The organism is Streptomyces sp. NPDC001222 (assembly GCF_042896945.1).
Classification (GTDB): domain Bacteria; phylum Actinomycetota; class Actinomycetes; order Streptomycetales; family Streptomycetaceae; genus Streptomyces; species Streptomyces gibsoniae.
In genome coordinates, this window is the sequence record NZ_JBIAXT010000005.1 from 167,325 (window position 1) to 183,126 (window position 15,802).

The 15,802-nt window shown below is 72.6% G+C and carries 14 protein-coding genes; 5 read left to right on the plus strand and 9 right to left on the minus strand.

Annotation, left to right across the window (positions count from 1 at the left end; genetic code table 11):
* Positions 1-39: 39 nt before the first annotated feature.
* Complete coding sequence (locus ACFY2Z_RS09930; RefSeq protein WP_388969886.1) at positions 40-951, minus strand: SDR family NAD(P)-dependent oxidoreductase; 912 nt, start codon at positions 949-951, stop codon at positions 40-42.
* Positions 952-1,041: 90 nt separating this feature from the next.
* Here ACFY2Z_RS09930 and ACFY2Z_RS09935 point away from each other — a divergent pair, with 90 nt between their 5' ends.
* On the plus strand, positions 1,042-1,968 hold the full coding sequence (locus ACFY2Z_RS09935; protein WP_390743670.1) for a cyclase family protein: 927 nt from the start codon (positions 1,042-1,044) through the stop codon (positions 1,966-1,968).
* 706 nt (positions 1,969-2,674) lie between these two features.
* Here ACFY2Z_RS09935 and ACFY2Z_RS09940 read toward each other — a convergent pair.
* The 3 genes from ACFY2Z_RS09940 to ACFY2Z_RS09950 all read right to left on the minus strand — a co-directional run bounded on the left by ACFY2Z_RS09940 (position 2,675) and on the right by ACFY2Z_RS09950 (position 5,702).
* Complete coding sequence (locus ACFY2Z_RS09940; protein WP_390743671.1) at positions 2,675-3,166, minus strand: ATP-binding protein; 492 nt, start codon at positions 3,164-3,166, stop codon at positions 2,675-2,677.
* Positions 3,167-3,644: 478 nt separating this feature from the next.
* Complete coding sequence (locus ACFY2Z_RS09945) at positions 3,645-4,541, minus strand: acyl-CoA dehydrogenase family protein (RefSeq protein WP_390743672.1); 897 nt, start codon at positions 4,539-4,541, stop codon at positions 3,645-3,647.
* Between the two features lie 6 nt (positions 4,542-4,547).
* Entirely contained in the window at positions 4,548-5,702 is a 1,155-nt protein-coding gene (locus ACFY2Z_RS09950) for an acyl-CoA dehydrogenase (protein ID WP_390743673.1), read from the minus strand.
* Between the two features lie 173 nt (positions 5,703-5,875).
* On the opposite strand from ACFY2Z_RS09950, the gene ACFY2Z_RS09955 reads away from it, so the two are divergent.
* Positions 5,876-7,390, plus strand: coding sequence for a class I adenylate-forming enzyme family protein (locus ACFY2Z_RS09955; RefSeq protein ID WP_390743674.1), 1,515 nt, complete (start codon positions 5,876-5,878; stop codon positions 7,388-7,390).
* On the opposite strand, the gene ACFY2Z_RS09960 is transcribed toward ACFY2Z_RS09955, so the two are convergent.
* On the minus strand, positions 7,369-7,881 hold the full coding sequence (locus ACFY2Z_RS09960) for an EF-hand domain-containing protein (RefSeq protein ID WP_390743675.1): 513 nt from the start codon (positions 7,879-7,881) through the stop codon (positions 7,369-7,371). The two genes, ACFY2Z_RS09955 and ACFY2Z_RS09960, sit on opposite strands and share 22 nt — an antisense overlap.
* 346 nt (positions 7,882-8,227) lie before the next feature.
* Complete coding sequence (locus ACFY2Z_RS09965; protein WP_390743676.1) at positions 8,228-8,602, minus strand: STAS domain-containing protein; 375 nt, start codon at positions 8,600-8,602, stop codon at positions 8,228-8,230.
* 370 nt (positions 8,603-8,972) lie between these two features.
* On the opposite strand from ACFY2Z_RS09965, the gene ACFY2Z_RS09970 reads away from it, so the two are divergent.
* Both ACFY2Z_RS09970 and ACFY2Z_RS09975 read left to right on the plus strand, forming a co-directional pair.
* Positions 8,973-9,551, plus strand: coding sequence for a sigma-70 family RNA polymerase sigma factor (locus tag ACFY2Z_RS09970; RefSeq protein ID WP_390743677.1), 579 nt, complete (start codon positions 8,973-8,975; stop codon positions 9,549-9,551).
* On the plus strand, positions 9,551-10,717 hold the full coding sequence (locus ACFY2Z_RS09975) for a maleylpyruvate isomerase N-terminal domain-containing protein (protein ID WP_390743678.1): 1,167 nt from the start codon (positions 9,551-9,553) through the stop codon (positions 10,715-10,717). Before ACFY2Z_RS09970 ends, ACFY2Z_RS09975 begins: the two co-directional genes overlap by 1 nt.
* A 117-nt stretch (positions 10,718-10,834) precedes the next feature.
* On the opposite strand, the gene purU is transcribed toward ACFY2Z_RS09975, so the two are convergent.
* Positions 10,835-11,716, minus strand: coding sequence for a formyltetrahydrofolate deformylase (purU, locus tag ACFY2Z_RS09980; protein WP_390743679.1), 882 nt, complete (start codon positions 11,714-11,716; stop codon positions 10,835-10,837).
* Positions 11,717-11,787: 71 nt separating this feature from the next.
* The gene (locus ACFY2Z_RS09985) at positions 11,788-12,288 is read right to left on the minus strand and encodes a hypothetical protein (protein WP_390743680.1); all 501 of its coding nucleotides are present in this window, start codon (positions 12,286-12,288) and stop codon (positions 11,788-11,790) included.
* A 117-nt stretch (positions 12,289-12,405) separates the two neighbouring features.
* Between ACFY2Z_RS09985 and ACFY2Z_RS09990 the strand changes: the two genes are divergently transcribed.
* On the plus strand, positions 12,406-13,740 hold the full coding sequence (locus ACFY2Z_RS09990; RefSeq protein ID WP_390743681.1) for an ABC transporter substrate-binding protein: 1,335 nt from the start codon (positions 12,406-12,408) through the stop codon (positions 13,738-13,740).
* A gap of 149 nt (positions 13,741-13,889) precedes the next feature.
* Here the strand turns inward: ACFY2Z_RS09990 and ACFY2Z_RS09995 are convergent, their stop codons facing one another.
* The gene (locus ACFY2Z_RS09995; RefSeq protein WP_390743682.1) at positions 13,890-15,431 is read right to left on the minus strand and encodes a hypothetical protein; all 1,542 of its coding nucleotides are present in this window, start codon (positions 15,429-15,431) and stop codon (positions 13,890-13,892) included.
* Between the last annotated feature and the right edge of the window lie 371 nt (positions 15,432-15,802).

A 15,802-nucleotide genomic window follows, 5' to 3' on the forward strand; every position in this document is an offset into this window, starting at 1 on the left:
CGGGTCGACTGGTGTCAGCAGCTGCGGCCGGCCGCAGCTTCACGTGTTGGGCCGTTTCCCTTCCCGCGCAGCCCGCTCCATCGCCTCCAGTTGTGCGAGCAGCGGCATCGGGTCCGCCCCCACCGCCCCGCTCAGGACGTCGGCGATCCGCTCCGGGCTCCAGGAACCCTCCGCGTAGGCCGCCCTCAGCTCCCTGGGCTGGGCCCAGACCGCCAGCTTGGGGCCCGCGATCGTGTACACCTGACCCGTGATGCCCTGTTCCCGGGCGCGGTCCGACAGCAGATAGACCACCAGCGCGGCCACGTCCTCCGGTTCGCCGATGTCCTTCAGCTCCATGGGGACGTTCGCCGACATCCGGGTGCGGGCCACCGGCGCCACGGCGTTCGCCGTCACCCCGTACTTGTGCAGGCCGAGCGCGGCGCTGCGGACCAGGGAGATGATGCCGCCCTTCGCCGCGCTGTAGTTGGCCTGCGCGACCGATCCCTGGTGGTTGCCGCTCGTGAAGCCGATCAGGGTGCCCGACCGCTGTGCGCGCATCACCGCCGAGGCGGCCCGGAACACCGTGAAGGTGCCCTTGAGGTGGGTGGCGACCACGGGGTCCCACTCCTCCTCGGTCATGTTGAACAGCATCCGCTCGCGCAGGATGCCCGCCACGCACACCACCCCGTCCAGGCGGCCGTACGACGCGAGCGCCTCGTCCACCACCCGCTGTCCGCCCGCCATCGTCGCGATGTCGTCGGCCACCGCGACGGCCCGGCCGCCCGCCGCCTCGATCTCCTTGACCACGGCCTCGGCGACCGCGCTGGTGGGCGCGGCACCCTCCACGGACACCCCGAGGTCGTTGACGACGACCCGGGCCCCCTCGGCCGCCGCGGCCAGCGCCACCGCCCGTCCGATCCCGCGGCCCGCACCGGTCACGGCGACGACCTTGCCTGCCAAGAAGTTCCCCACGCCCGGCCCCTCCCGCAGTTTCTGACGGTCCGTTAGTTTTTTGATTCTACGGCCCGCCGGCCGCTCGGCGACAAGCCCCGGGGAGGACTCATGTCACTGCCGGCCGAGTTCCACGAGATCGCCAAGCGCGTGAACAACTGGGGGCGTTGGGGCGCCGGCGACGAGATCGGGACCCTGAACCTGATCACCGACGAGGTGGTGCGGGAGGCCGCCGCCGGTGTGCGCAGCGGTCTGCGCGTCCCGCTCGCCCTCCCTCTGCGCCAGGACGGGGTGCAGACCGGCGTGATCCCGGGGCGGGTCAATCCGCTGCACGTCATGGTGCAGATCAACCAGGAGGTCTTCGGGCCCGGCACCGTGGCGTGCAGCGACGACGCGGTGACCATGGGGCTGCAGGCGGGCACCCACTGGGACGCGCTCAGCCATGTCTCGCACTCCGGGAGGCTGTACAACGGGCGTCCGGCCGGCACCGTGACCCCCCACGGCGGTGCGGCGTTCGGCGGGATCGACAAGCCGCGGCACATCGTCTCCCGCGGTGTGCTGCTCGACGTCGCCCGGGCGCTCGGCAGGGAACGGCTCGACGGCGGGCACGCCGTCACCCCCGAAGACCTCGACGCGGCGGAGGAGTTCGCCGGGACGCGCGTACGGGCCGGGGACATCGTGCTCGTGCGGACCGGGCAGATCCGGAGCTATCTGGCGGGTGACCGGCACGCCTACGGGTATCCGTCGCCGGGGCTGTCCGTGCGCACCCCGGAGTGGTTCCACGCGCGCGATGTGGCGGCCGTCGCCAACGACACGCTCACGTTCGAGATCTTCCCGCCCGAGATCGAGGATCTGTGGCTGGCCGTCCATGCGCTGGATCTCGTGGAGATGGGGATGCCGCAGGGCCAGAACTGGAATCTCGAAGAGTTGTCCACAGCCTGTGGAGAAGTGGGGCGCCACAGTTTCCTGCTGTCGGCGATGCCCGAGCCCTTCACCGGTGGCACGGGGACGCCCGTGGCGCCCGTGGCGATCCTCTAGGGCCTGTCGTCACGCTCGCGTCGTCGCCCGAAGGGCGGCCCGCGGCATCAGGTGCGTGCTCTGGGGGCACCCCCTGCTCGAAGAGCTCGGGGGGGGTGCCGGGCGGAAGCCCTCGTACTGGATGTACGCGGGATTTCGCCCCGGTGCGGCGGAGGGGGCACCGCCGCACCGGGCGAGCGAAGCCGAGCGTGGAGGAGCGTGCATGGCGTCGCAGGGCAGGCGGGAGTCTGATGACACGCGCTAGGGGACGCCGCCGGGTTGATGCGGGGAGAAAGGGCGGTACGGGGAGGCGGTTCGGATGGCGGCACGCCCCTGCTCGCCCCGAGCGCGGCACCGCGCACCGCCATCCGGTTCCGGCGCACCTGCCCCGCTCCTCGGACGGTCTCCGACGGACCGTCCGGCCCCGTGAGGAGCCGACGCCGAATCGCGATCCGCACTCGCCGAGGACCCCGTCACCGTGACCCTCGCCGTCCCCTCGCGGCGCATCGCTGGAATCCAGCGTGATCACCCGGACACGTGGCGTCAACAGCCGCTCGGGGATTCCTCACTTACGCCCTTTTCCTGACAGCGCGTACGGAAGCACACCCCGGCGCATCCGAACGCCGTTCCACCCCGGCCGGGGTGCGGCCGTGCACCGGGCGCGTACGCCCGCGCCACGGACGGCCGGGGCACGCCCCGGCGACCGAGCGCGTGTGCGCGGATTCCGCTAGACCACGCCGAACGCGAGGTCGGCGAGGGCCGTCTCGCTCGCGCGGGCCGCGATCCGGCCGGCCACCCCGGCGGTACAGCGGTCCACCTCGCACCAGATGCGCTTGCCCGCACCCTCCGGGTCCCAGCCCCAGCGGTCGGCGAGGCCGTCGACCAGTTCCAGCCCGCGGCCGCCGCACTCGTCGCCTCGCGCGTGCCGGGGCACCGGCGGGCAGGCACTGGTGTCGGCAACCTCAAGACGGACGGTGCCCGACGGAACGCCGGAGGAGTCGTCGCGGACACCCGTCAGCAGCAGGCGCAGCACGGCGGGACAGCCGGTGTGCACCACGGCGTTGGTGACCAGTTCGGAGACGAGCAGGATCAAGGTCTCGGCGAGCGGCTCCTCCGCGCCTATCCCCGACCCGGCGAGCCGGGACCGTGCCCATCTCCGGGCTCGCCCCACCTCCGCGGGGTCGGGCCGGATCTCCAGCTGCACTTGAAGCACCTGCACCGCTCACACCATCCGAACCGGCGGACACATCGCCTCGCGCCTCGCGAGCGCCACGATCGTGGTCATCGTCTGCATGGCAGGAACCAGGATCACACACCGTGATTCCCTTGCACGACAGCATGGTTGACGTACAGTCACCCCAACAAGCGCTTCGGGCATATTCCAGCGCGAAGGAGTACGCGTACGCCATACTGTGCGACGCTTGCCACGGGGAGTCGAACAGGCGAATACGGGGGCCCGCACCGCCCCGCGAGCGGCACGCATCGCCGGATCCGGCGCCGCCACAGGGGCCGCACCGGTAAGGCTCATGCTCGGAACCACTCGCATCCCACACAAGGTACCGGAGCCCCGTACCGACTCCAGCCCGTGACAAGTCACGCGTAGGACACAACCCGGTATCAACGCTCCGTAATTCCGGATTGCCACAATCCGCGACATCTACGGGGGCTCATCCCGAAGAATGCCTGGACAGAGGGGGTCAGACCGCCTCGGAGAGCAGATCATCCGCAAGGATGTCATAACTCTGCGTATCGTCACCCGTACGGTGGGTCCGTACCCAGGACCGCTTCAGGAACAGATGCACCTCGGCCTCCCATGTGAAACCCATACCGCCGTGGACCTGGAGGCAGTCACGCGCGCCGCGGACCGCTGCCTCGTCGGCGAGCAGCCGGGCCGCGGCGATGTCGAGGGGGTCGGCGGTGACGGCGGCGGCGTACACCGCCGCCCGGGCCGTCTCCACCCGCACCAGGCTCCGCGCGCACAGCCCCTGGACCGCCTGGAAGGCGCCGATGGGCCGCCCGAACTGCTCCCGGGTCCGCGCGTGCTCCACCGCCAGCTCGCAGGTCCGGGCGGCGCCGCCCAGTTGCTCGGCGGCGGTGAGGAGGACGGCCACGGGGTCCGGCCCGCCGGGCACGGGGGCCGCGCCCCGGGGCCGCTCCACCCGGTGCAGGGGGGTCAGCGGGTCCACTGAGCGGACCGGTACGGCACCCGTCGCGTCCCCCCGGACGACGTCCGCCCCGGCCAGCCACTCCACCAGGCCGCCGGACACGTCCGTGACCACCGTCTCGCCGCTCGCCGCGCCCGGCACCTCACCCGCCGCGAGATGCGTGGCCACCAGCGGGCCCGGCAGCAGCGCCCGGCCCGCCTCCTCGAAGGCGAGGACCGCCTCGGGCAGCCCCAGTCCGACCCCGCCCGCCGCCTCCGGCAGCCGGAGCGCGAACAGGCCCGCCTCGCCCAGCGCGCGCCAGAGCGCGCGGTCGAGCACCCCGGGTCGCGCGACGGCGGCGCGCAGCGCGTCCCGGCCGAAGCGGCCCGCCAGCAGCGCGCGCACGCCCGCGCGCAACGCCTGCTGGTCGTCGGTCAGTTGGAAGCGCATGGTCGGTCACCGCCCCTTCGGCAGCCCCAGGATGCGTTCGGCCACGATGTTCTGCTGGATCTGCGAGGTGCCGGCCGCGATCGTGTACGACAGCGAGGACAGCCGGTCCAGGACCCAGGGGTGGCCGATGTCCAGGGAACCGGCGCCCAGTACGTCGGCGGCGGTGTCGAAGAGTTCCTGGCGCGCGTGCGAGTACCGCAGTTTGAAGACCGAGCCGCCGACGCCCGGCACTCCCCCGGTCCGCTCCGCCTCGCTCACGTTCCACTGCGTGAGCCGCCACAGGGCACGGAACTCCGCGTTCAGCCGGCCCAGTCGGCGACGGAGCGTGACGTCGTCCCAGCGGCCGCTGTCGTGTGCGGCACGGGCGAGTTCGCGCAGCACCCGGCGGCAGGCCACCACCTCCCCGACGAACGCCGTGCCGCGTTCGAAGGAGAGCGTCACCATGGTCACGCGCCAGCCGTCGTTCTCGGCGCCGACCCGGTTGGCCACCGGCACCCGCACCTCGTCGAGGAACACCTCGGCGAACTCGTTCGACCCCGCGAGCGTCCGCAGCGGCCGTACGGTGACGCCCGGTGCGTCCATGGGCAGCGCGAGCCAGGTGATGCCCCGGTGTCTCGGGGCCGCGGGATCCGTACGGACCAGCAGCTCGCACCAGTCGGCCACTTCGGCGTGGGAGGTCCAGATCTTGGACCCGCTCACCACATAGGTGTCGCCGTCCCGCCACGCGCGCGTGCGCAGCGAAGCCAGGTCGGAACCGGCCTCGGGTTCGCTGAACCCCTGGCACCACACCTCCTCGCCGCGCAGCACGGGCGGCAGCCAGCGGGCGCGCTGCTCGGGGGTGCCCTCGGCGGCGATCGTCGGTCCGGCGTGCAGCAGTCCGACGAAGTTGGCGCCGACGTAGGGGGCGCCCGCCTTCTCCGTCTCCTCCAGGAAGATCAGATGCTGGGTGGGGGTGGCGCCCCGCCCGCCCGCGTCCACGGGCCAGTGCAGGCCCGCGTATCCGGCGTCGTGGAGCATCCGCTGCCAGCCGAGGTCGTAGGCGCGCCGGGCCGGCCAGTCGTCGGGGGACGGCTTCGGGGGCAGGGCCGGCAGCACCTCGGCCAGCCAGGCGCGCAGCCGGGCCCGGAACTCCTCCTCCTCGGGCGAGTGGGCGAGTTCCACTAGCGGTCCGGGTGGGCCGGGTTCGTCATGGGTGCGGGTCCCCTCCCCTGGCGCCACGGATCTGACGGATAGTCAGACAGGCAGCAGATTAGCCCCGCACCCCTGGACCGGCAAGGCGGCCGGTCCTACGCTCTGCGCACTATCTGACTGACCGTCAGCTCAAGGGGGTCGATGTGAACGCGATCGCGCACGCACTGGGCAGGTCCCGGACGCTCTGGGAACTGGCCGCCCGGCGCGCCGCCCTCACCCCCGACCGCCCCGTGCTGCTCCAGGGGGACCGTTCGCTGAGCTTCGGCGAGCTGTGCGGGCGGGCCGAGCGGGTGGCCGCCGGGCTCCACGGCATGGGCGTGCGCCCCGGAACCGTGGTCGCCTGGCAGCTGCCCACCCGCATCGAGACGGCCCTGCTGTCCTTCGCGCTGGCCCGTCTCGGGGCCGTCCAGACACCCGTCATCCCCTTCTACCGGGAGCGCGAGGTCGGCTTCGCGCTCGGCCGGGCGCGGGCGGAGTTCTTCGCGGTGCCGGGCGTCTGGCGGGGCTACGACCACACGGCGATGGCGCGGCGGCTCGGCGCGCGGGGCGTCTTCCGGGCGTACGACGAGGGGGACCTGCCCGACGGGGACCCGGCCGTGCTGCCTCCCCCGCCCGCCGAGGGCACCTCGGTCCGCTGGATCTACTGGACCTCCGGGACGACCTCCGACCCCAAGGGCGTCCTGCACACGGACCGTTCGCTCATCGCGGGCGGGGCCTGCCTCGCGCACGCACTGCGGCTGTCCGAGCACGACGTGGGCTCGATCGCCTTCCCGTACGCGCACATCGGCGGCCCCGACTACACGGTGATGCTGCTGCTGTACGGCTTCCCGGCGGTGCTGTTCGAGCAGTTCGCGCTGCCGGACGCGCTGGAGGAGTACCGCAGGCACGGGGTGACGGTGGCCGGCGGGTCCACCGCCTTCTACTCGATGTTCCTCGCCGAGCAGCGCAGGCGGCCGGGGGTACGGCTGATCCCGACGCTGCGGCTGCTGGCGGGCGGCGGGGCGCCCAAGCCTCCCGAGCTGTACCACCAGGTGGTCCGGGAGATGGGGGTGCAGCTCGCCCACGGCTACGGCATGACCGAGGTGCCCATGATCACCATGGGACGGCCGGACGACGAGGCGCGGCACCTGGCGACGACCGAGGGACGGCCGCCCGAGGGGATGGAGATTCGGATCGTCGACGGGGAGGTGCGGCTGCGGGGAGAGGCCGTCTGCCAGGGGTATCTGGACCCGGCAGGCACGGCGGAGGCCTTCGACGAGGAGGGGTTCTTCGTCACCGGTGACCTCGGGCACCTCACCGACAGCGGGCACCTGGTGCTGACCGGGCGCCTGAAGGACGTCATCATCCGCAAGGGCGAGAACATCTCGGCCAAGGAGATCGAGAACCTGCTCCACGGGCACCCCGCGGTGCGGGACGTCGCGGTGATCGGGCTGCCCGACCGGGACTGCGGCGAGCGGGTCTGCGCGGTGGTGGAACAGCAGCCCGGCGCACAGGAGTTGACCTTGGACGCGGTCGTCTCGTATCTGCGCGCCGAGGGACTGTCGGTGCACAAGCTGCCGGAGCGGCTGGAGGTGGTGGACGCCCTGCCGCGGAACGACACCCTGCGTAAGGTGCTCAAGTACCGGCTGCGGGAGCGCTACTCCGGCACGGTGAAGTAGCGCGCGACCGCGGTCACGACCTCCGTCTCGCCGACCTTGCCGTCACCGTCGGCGTCGAGCGCCGCGGCGGCCGCCCGGGCGATCTCCTCGCCCACGCCGAGCGCCTTGAGGACGCGCACGGTCTCCTGCACCGTGGCCCGCCCGTCGTGGTCACCGTCCGCGACGGCGAGCGCCGCGTGCAGGAAGGGGCGGGCGATCTCCGCGAACCGCTCGGGGTTGTCGCGCAGCCGCTTGACCGCGCCGCCCACGAACTCCTCGCGGGTGATGCGCTGGTCGCCGTCCCGGTCCGCTATGCCGGCCATGCCCTGCCAGAACGCCTCGCCCCCGGCGTACAGGGCCTGCCCCTGCTCGGATCTGGCCGCGGTGCCGAACTCGGCGAGGACCGCCTTGGCCGCGGCGCTGAAGTCCTCCCGGTCGATGTAGCCGTTGCCGTCCTGGTCGAAGGTGGCGAACCGGGCGGCGATCCTGCGCTCGTACTCGGTGCTGACCATGGTGTTCTCGGGCCGCCTTACATGAGTCGGGGTGCGTCTCGGACGGAGCGTACGACGCCGGAGGCGCGGGGGGAGACGGAAAACGACGCTTGTACCAAGACCGCAGGAATTCCGGGACAACAGTGTGGCTGTCCTGGAGTGTTCCGTTGACGGGGGTACGCCGGGCGCGTCGCGGGGGAGGAGCTGGAGGCATACGGGCGGAGCGCAGGGGTCATGGACGGGGCGCACGGGGGTGACACGGGCGCGCGTGGGGGGTCACACGGGTGGGTGTGAGGGGTTCACGCGGACGGGCGCGGGAAGCCCGTGGCAGGCGCGCGAGGCTCACGGGAAAGGGGGTGCGCGGGGCTCACGCTGACAGGGGGCGTGACTCCTCGTCGGTGGCCGAGACCACATCAGCGTAGACGTCGAAGAGGCGGCGCACGCCGAGCGCGGCGAGGACCCGGTTGACGTGCGCGCCCTCCACCGCGCTGGGCCCGGGCAGGATCAGTCTGAGCCCGCCACGGCAGGAGCGGATCAGCCGGCGGGTGGCGATGAGCACACCGACGCCGCTGGAGTCGCAGAAGACGACATCCGCCAGATCGAGGACGACACGGTGCCGGCCGTCCGCCACCGCGTCATGCACCCGCTGACGCAGCACCGGCGACGTCACCAGGTCCAGTTCACCCTCGACATGGAGCACGGCCCACTCGCCGCGCTCCCCGTAGGTCACCTTGAGCGTCACCGCCGCGCCTCCCGCACCCTTGCGTCCCGACAAAAAACGGAAGTCATTCCTACGCTTCCTTCAGCGCGGCTGCCCCAACGCCCCTCCATGAAACACCGGACTATTGATCGAAAGCGCGTACTAGATGAGCCAATCCGATCGGTAACAGTCTTGTTCGTTCAGGTCCGATCGGAGAGACCCTCGCACGGACGGCCGCCCGAAGCGCCGGTCCCGTGCGGCTCGCCCCTATCACCTGCGGCTCGTCAAGGGGCGCACATTGCCGTAAAGGGGCGTGCGTTGTCCGACGTGCCGACTACATTCGAGGAGACAGGGGTCACAGGCTGGACCGGAACGGGCGCCGGGCACGACCGGAGGGGAGGGCGGCGTGACGATGACGAAGAAGGATGCACCACCCCGCTGGGACCGCAGGATGCAGCAACGGCTCGCCCGCGGCGAGGCGGCCGCGCTCGGCGAGTGCTATGACCGGTTCGCCTCACTGGTCCACGGGCTCGCCCACCGGGTGCTCGGGGACGAGGCGGCGGCCGACGCCATCACCCGGCAGGTGTTCGCCCACCTCTGGGAGCACCCCGAGGAGTACGACCCGAGGCGGAGCCCACTGCGCTCCTGGATCGCCCTGCTCACCCACCGGCTCGCCGTGCGGCGGCTGCGCGCCACCGAGACCGCCGCGCTCGCCCCGGACGGCCGGACCACCCCCGAGGAGCTGGAGCGCAAGGTGCACCGCGCCGCGGTCGCGGCCCGCGCGGACTACATCGTCACCGCCATGCCGGTACCGCTGCGCGCCGCCCTGGAGCGCGCCTACTTCCAGCGCCGGGACTACCGCCAGACCGCCGCCGACCTCGGCATCACCGCGGACGAGGCCCGGCGCCGCCTCCGCCTCGGCCTCCAGCTGCTCTCCACGGCCTACGAGACGGAGCCCTCGGGCGCCCCCGACGAACCGGGTGCCGCGTGATGACCGGGGTGGAGGGCGTCGAGGAGGCGGCCCTCGCGGCGGCCGAGGAGCCGCCCGTGCTCGAACACCGGGTGCTGAAGGCGCTGCTCGGGGCCTGGGCGCTCGCCGCCTGTCCGGCGGAGGAGGCGGCGGCCGTGGAGGCGCACCTCGGGGACTGCGGCCCCTGCGCGGACGAGGCCCGGCGGCTGCGCGAGGCGGTGGGGCTGCTGCACCGCCCGGAGAGCCTCGATCTCGATCCGGGTCTGCGCACCCGGGTGCTGGAGACCTGCCTGGACCGGCGCCCGCCCCGCATCCCGGTACCGGACTGGGCCGACCCGTACGACGCGGAGGCCGCGCGCCTGGACGCCCTGCTCCAGGACATAGGCGACGCCGAGTGGCACGCGCCCGTGCGGCTGCGGTGGTTCGACGGGACGGGACCGGCGAGTCGTCGTACGACCGTCGCCGGGGTGATCGCCCATCTGCTCTCCGTCGACGGACTCGTGGCGATGGCGCTGGGGCTCGACGACCCGCTCACGGGCACGGCCGCGGCCCAGTCCCCCACACCGCGAGGGCGCACGGAGGCGTACTGGCGGGATGCCCACTTCCCGCCGACCCGGTCCGTGCGCTCCCCCTGGCGGGAGCAGAGCCGCGATCTGGTGCGGACGGTGTCCTTCACCGGCGGGACCGGGAGACTCGCGGTGGACTACGGCGGGTTCGAACTGCCGCTGCACGACGCGATGCTGGACCGGGCCTTCGAGTGCTGGGTGCACGCGGAGGACATCGCGGACGCCGTCGACTACCCGTACGAGCCGCCGGCGCCGCGCCATCTGAACCGGATGATCGACCTGGCGGCGCGGACGCTCCCCGACGTGCTCGCGGCACGGCGGCGGGCCGGGCTGGCCTCGCCCGCCCGCACCCGGCATCTGGTCCCGGCGGGCCGGCCCGGGCGCAGTCTGCGGCTGGAGATCGAGGGCTCGGGCGGCGGCGAGTGGCTGATCGCCCTCGACTCCCCCGGTGCGGTCGCCTCCGCCGAGCACGAGGTGGCGCACGTCGCGCTCGACGGGGTGGAGTTCTGCCGGCTGGCCGCGGGCCATGTGCCGCCCGAGGAGGCGGCCGCGGGGCAGCTGGGCGACCGGGAGGCGATCAGGGACGTGCTCTTCGCGACCGCGTCACTGAGCCGGATGTAGGCCGGACGCGGTCGCGTCCACGAGTCGGAAGCACGTCGGCTGAGGATCGGATGCGGGTCGGCCGCGGTCGCGTCCGTGAGCCCGGGTGCGGGCGGCGTACCGGATCCGGGCGGTGTCCTACGCGAAGACCACCGTGCGCCGGCCGTTCGGCAGGATCCGGCGTTCGGCGTGCCACTTGACCGCGCGCGCCAGCGCCTGGCACTCCACGTCGCGGCCGATCGCGACCAGCTGGTCCGGGGTCATGCCGTGACCGACCCGCTCGACCTCCTGCTCGATGATCGGTCCCTCGTCGAGGTCGGCCGTCACGTAGTGCGCGGTCGCGCCGATCAGCTTCACCCCGCGCGCGTGGGCCTGGTGATACGGCTTCGCGCCCTTGAAGCTCGGCAGGAACGAGTGATGGATGTTGATGATCCGGCCGCTGAGCTGCTTGCACAGGTCGTCGGAGAGCACCTGCATGTAGCGGGCCAGGACCACCAGCTCGACGTCGAGCTCACGGACCAGCTCCAGCACCTGGGCCTCGGCCTCCGACTTGGTGTCCTTCGTCACAGGGATGTGGTGGAAGGGAATGTTGTACGAGGCCACGAGCTCGGCGAAGTCGGTGTGGTTCGAGACCACGGCCGCTATCTCCACCGGCAGCGCCCCGGTCCGGGCGCGGAAGAGCAGGTCGTTCAGGCAGTGGCCGAACTTGCTGACCATGAGGATGACGCGCATCTTCTCGTCGGCCCGGTTGATCCGCCAGTCCATCTGGAAGGAGTCACCGATCGCCGCGAAGCTCGCGCGCAGCTTGTCCACCATGACCGGAGCCTCGGCCGAGAAGTGGACCCGCATGAAGAACAGTTCCGTGTCGTGGTCGCCGAACTGCTGGCTGTCCACGATGTTGCAGCCGGTCATGAAGAGAAAGCTCGACACGGCGTGCACGATGCCCTGCTTGTCCGGGCAGGAAAGGGTGAGGACGTACTGGTCGGCGGTGGCCGCGGCTCGGGAGGTCTGCTCACTCATGCAGGCCAGGGTCTCATGACCGGGGACCCGCGAGGAGGGCCGTCCCGCCACCCGGACGGCCCGCCGGACGCCTACGCCGTCCGGGTCATGATCCGCAGTACCTCCAGCGTGCGCGGGGGCGTGTCAGGGTCCTCGCCGTCGCTGGCCGCGAGCCGCACATGCGCGTCTCGTGCCGCCCGCACCGCCTCCGGCCACGCCTGGTGGTTGAGGTAGGCGTCCACCGGCGCGTCCGGCCCGACCTGGTGCATGATCCGCAGCACCCGCAGCACGGCGGTGTCCACGAGCGCCGCCTCCTGTGAGTCGCGGAAGATCGTGCCGACGTACTTCTCGGCCGACCAGTTGTCCAGCCAGGTGTCCTCGACCAGGCGGTACACGGCGTCGGTGACGTCGCCGTATCCCTCGACACCGGTCAGCCAGACGTCCCGCTGGAACACCGGGTCGGAGAGCATGTGCAGCGCGGAGCGCACATTGCTGCGCCAGCGCCACCACGGCATGTCGTTGAGGGGCATACCGCCCATGGTGGATGAGCGACGGCCACGACGGGAAGAGCTCTCTGAACCTTGCACGGTCACCGATCGTACGTTCCTTGTGAAATCCGGATCATCAGACCCCGTAATTCACCTCCATGACACCTAGCGCTAACCGGAGGTCACTCGCCGGTTAGTTGTGTGGCGGAATCGTGCGGGTCTATGACCGGCAGGCGACACTCCAGCTCCTCCTCCACCAGCCCCCGCAGTCAGGATTCCGGCCGTAAAAAGGCGACCACCCGCGTCAGGACGGTCCTGCTCAACGCGGGCGCCCTGGTGGCGGTCGGGTCGATCGCCACCGCGTGCGGTGCCATTCCCGGCACCTCGGGGGGCTCCGGGGACGGCACCGTGACCGTCATGACCTGGGCACCGGACAAGACCTCTGCGACCAACAAGCCGGGCATGCCCGCGATGGCGAAGGCGTACGCGCGCTACGTCAACGCGCACGGCGGCATCGCCGGCCACAAGCTCAACGTCCTGACCTGCAACGAACACAACGACTTCGTGGGCGCCGCGCGATGCGCCCGCACCGCGGTCAAGGACAAGGCCGTCGCGGTCGTCGGCTCCTACAGCCAGTACGCGTCCTCCTCCCTCTCCCCGCTGGAGTCGGCCGGCATCCCCTACATCGGCGGCTACGGACTCACCGACGACGAGTTCAAGAGCGTCCTCTCCTACCCCGTCAACGGCGGTCAGCCCGCGCTGCTGGCCGGACTCGGCGAGGAACTGGGCAAGAGCTGCGGTCCCGTCGCACTGGTACGGCCCGACACCATCGCCGGCGACCAGCTTCCGCTGCTGCTCGACGCCGGGCTGAAGGCGGGCGGCCACGCGGAGGCCACGGACCTGCGCGCCCCCGAGGACGCCACCGCCCTCGACCAGCAGGCAGAGCACGCACTGCAGAAGGCGACCTCGAATCCGCAGCTCAAGGGGTGCGTGGTGCCCTCGCTCGACGAGCGCACCGGCACGTTCATGGACTCCTTCCGCCGCCTGAGCGACAGCCACCCGGCGGTGCGCACGGCCTCCGTGCTCGGCAGTGTCGACCAGTCGGTGATCGACGCGTCGGGCGGAAAGTCGGGCCCGTACGAGGGCGCCTATGTCACCAGCTGGTACCCGGAGGCCACGGACGCGCGCTGGGACCCGATGAAGAAGGTGATCAGCGAGGAGGCCTTCGGCGACAACCGCATCGACCCGGCGGACGCCGGGGTGCAGACCACATGGATCGCGTACGCCGTCCTGACGAAGGTCATCGAGTCGCTCGGCAACGGCGAGATCACCGCGCAGGGGATCCGCTCGGCCCTAGACAACGGCCTGAAGGTGGACACGGGCGGTCTCACGCCGACCCTGCGGTGGCGCTTCCAGGACCTGACGGCGGTCGTCGACTTCCCGCGCCTGATCAACTCGGACGTGACCTTGCAGGTCGTCCACGACGGACGGCTGGTGGGGGCGCGCAAGGGCTTCGTGAACGTGGGCAAGACTCTGGAGAACGCGACCAGCGAGTGAGCCGTGTCCACAGCCGGCGGCGCCAGGTCCGCGCAGGTGAGCGGGCGGCGTGTACGGCTCTGCGGGCCGTGAGGCCGTACAGCAGACAGACGTGAGGTGCACCACCCCGGTCCGCGTGCGCGGCCGGTGGGGGTGCACCTCACGGCGTTCTACAGCTGGGTCGGCTGGCGCTGGGTCAGGCCGTACTTCTGGGCGATGGCGTTCCACAGGTTGGCGGCCCTGGCCTTCTGGGCGCTGGCCGTGCCGCTGGCCCGGTTGCCCTGCGCGGTCTGGCCGGTGGTGCGGGCCTGCCCCTTGTGGCATCCCTTCTTGTCGGCCGAGACCTGGTCGGCCCAGGCGGCGTAGTGGGTGTCGGCCGCGGCGGACGCCTTCCAGGCACTGGTGAGCGCGGCGGTCAGCTCGCCGTGCGCGGGAAGCTTGTCGACCGCGAGCCCGGACAGCCGGGCGACCAGGTCGTTGCGCTGCTTCGCCGCGTCACGCAGATCGGAGCCTGCCTGGTCGAGGTTCTGGCAGCCCTTGACGTCGGCCACCGCCTTGATCACCGCGCCACGGCTGTTGCCGCTGTCCGCGAGGAGCTTGTCGAGCGCGACGGCCTGCGCCTTGGCCGCGTCGCCGCCGCCCGACGAGGAGGACGAGGAGTCCGTGGCCGGTCCGGTCGCCGCGACGGACGTGCTGCGGTCGCCCTTGTCGCCACCCCCGCCGAGCAGGGCGCCCGCCCCGATGCCGAGGACGACGATGCCCACGCCGACGGCCGCGATGAGCGGGACGCGCGACCGGGTACGGGTTGCGCCCCCGTCGTCGCCGCGCCGGCCGGCCGCCCAGTCCTGGGGCGCACCCGGGGCGTCCGGCGTGTCGAACCGCGGCAGGTTCTGGGTGGACTCGGCGCCGCCCGGGCCGGCCCGGAAGAGGTTGTCGAACACCGCCGGCGGCTGCCCGGCGCCGCCCGCCGGGGCGCCGTAGGACGCCGGGCCCGGCTGTCCGGGCACGGGCGGGAGGTACTGCGTGGCCTGCGCGTCGGCACCGGCGGGGGGCATGGCCCCACCCCGCCCGAGGAACCGTGTGGCGTCGTCCCTCGGCTGCTCCGGCGGCAGGGCTCCCGTGACCGGCGGGATGAACTGGGTGGCTCCCTCGGCGGCGACGGGCGGGATGTACTGCGTCGCGCCCTCGTCGGGCGCGCCGGTCACCGGGGGGATGTACTGCGTGGCGCCCTCGTCCATCGGGGCCGGCAGGGGCGCGGAGTGCGGCAGCTGCGGTACGCCGTGCGCCGCGGGCTGCCCGTTCGTGCCGTACGGGGACGGCGCGCCCTCGGGCGGCAGCGGCCCGGCGCCGCCCTGCCGCGGTCCGGGGACGTCGCCCCAGGCGGAGCGGGGGTCGGCGGGCTGCTCCCACGACTGCTGGGCGGGCTGCTGTGCGCCCCAGGACTGCCCGGCGTCGGCGCCCCAGCCCTGGGCGGGGGGCGTCTGGGCCGGCTGCTGCCCCGGGCCCCACGGCTGGCCCCAGCTCTGGCCGCCCGCCGGGGTGGTGCGGCCGTCGGGGGCGGGGGCGGCGTGGTGGCCGCCCGCCGGGACCGTGGCACCGTTCGCCCCGCCCGTCATGCCCGGCAGCAGGGGCTCGCCGCCGTCGGAGGGCAGCACGATGCCTTCGCGCGCGGGCCGCGCCGAGGGCTCCTCGCCCTGTCCACTCTGCGTCACCGGGACTCCTACGATCGGGGGAACCTACGGAATCGTCGGCTCACGCTACCGGGTCCCCGGAGCCGGGTGCCACGCAGCACGGGTGGAGCGGCCCCCCGAGAGCGGGGGAACCACGCGAGCGGTCACAAACCACCGGGGAGGGGCGGGGCGGCGAGGCCCTCCGTTCACGGTGCGTTCACCTCACCTCACGGCCGGGGCCCCGGCCACGGCGGGAGGCATGATCCACGGCCGGTTCTCCCGCGCACGGCGAAAGGCGTGATCCGTCACCGGCCGGGGCCCGCACACCGGGATCTCCACGGGCCCGCACACCGGGATCTCCACGGGCCCGCACACCGGGATCTCCACGGGCCCGCACACCGGGATCTCCACGG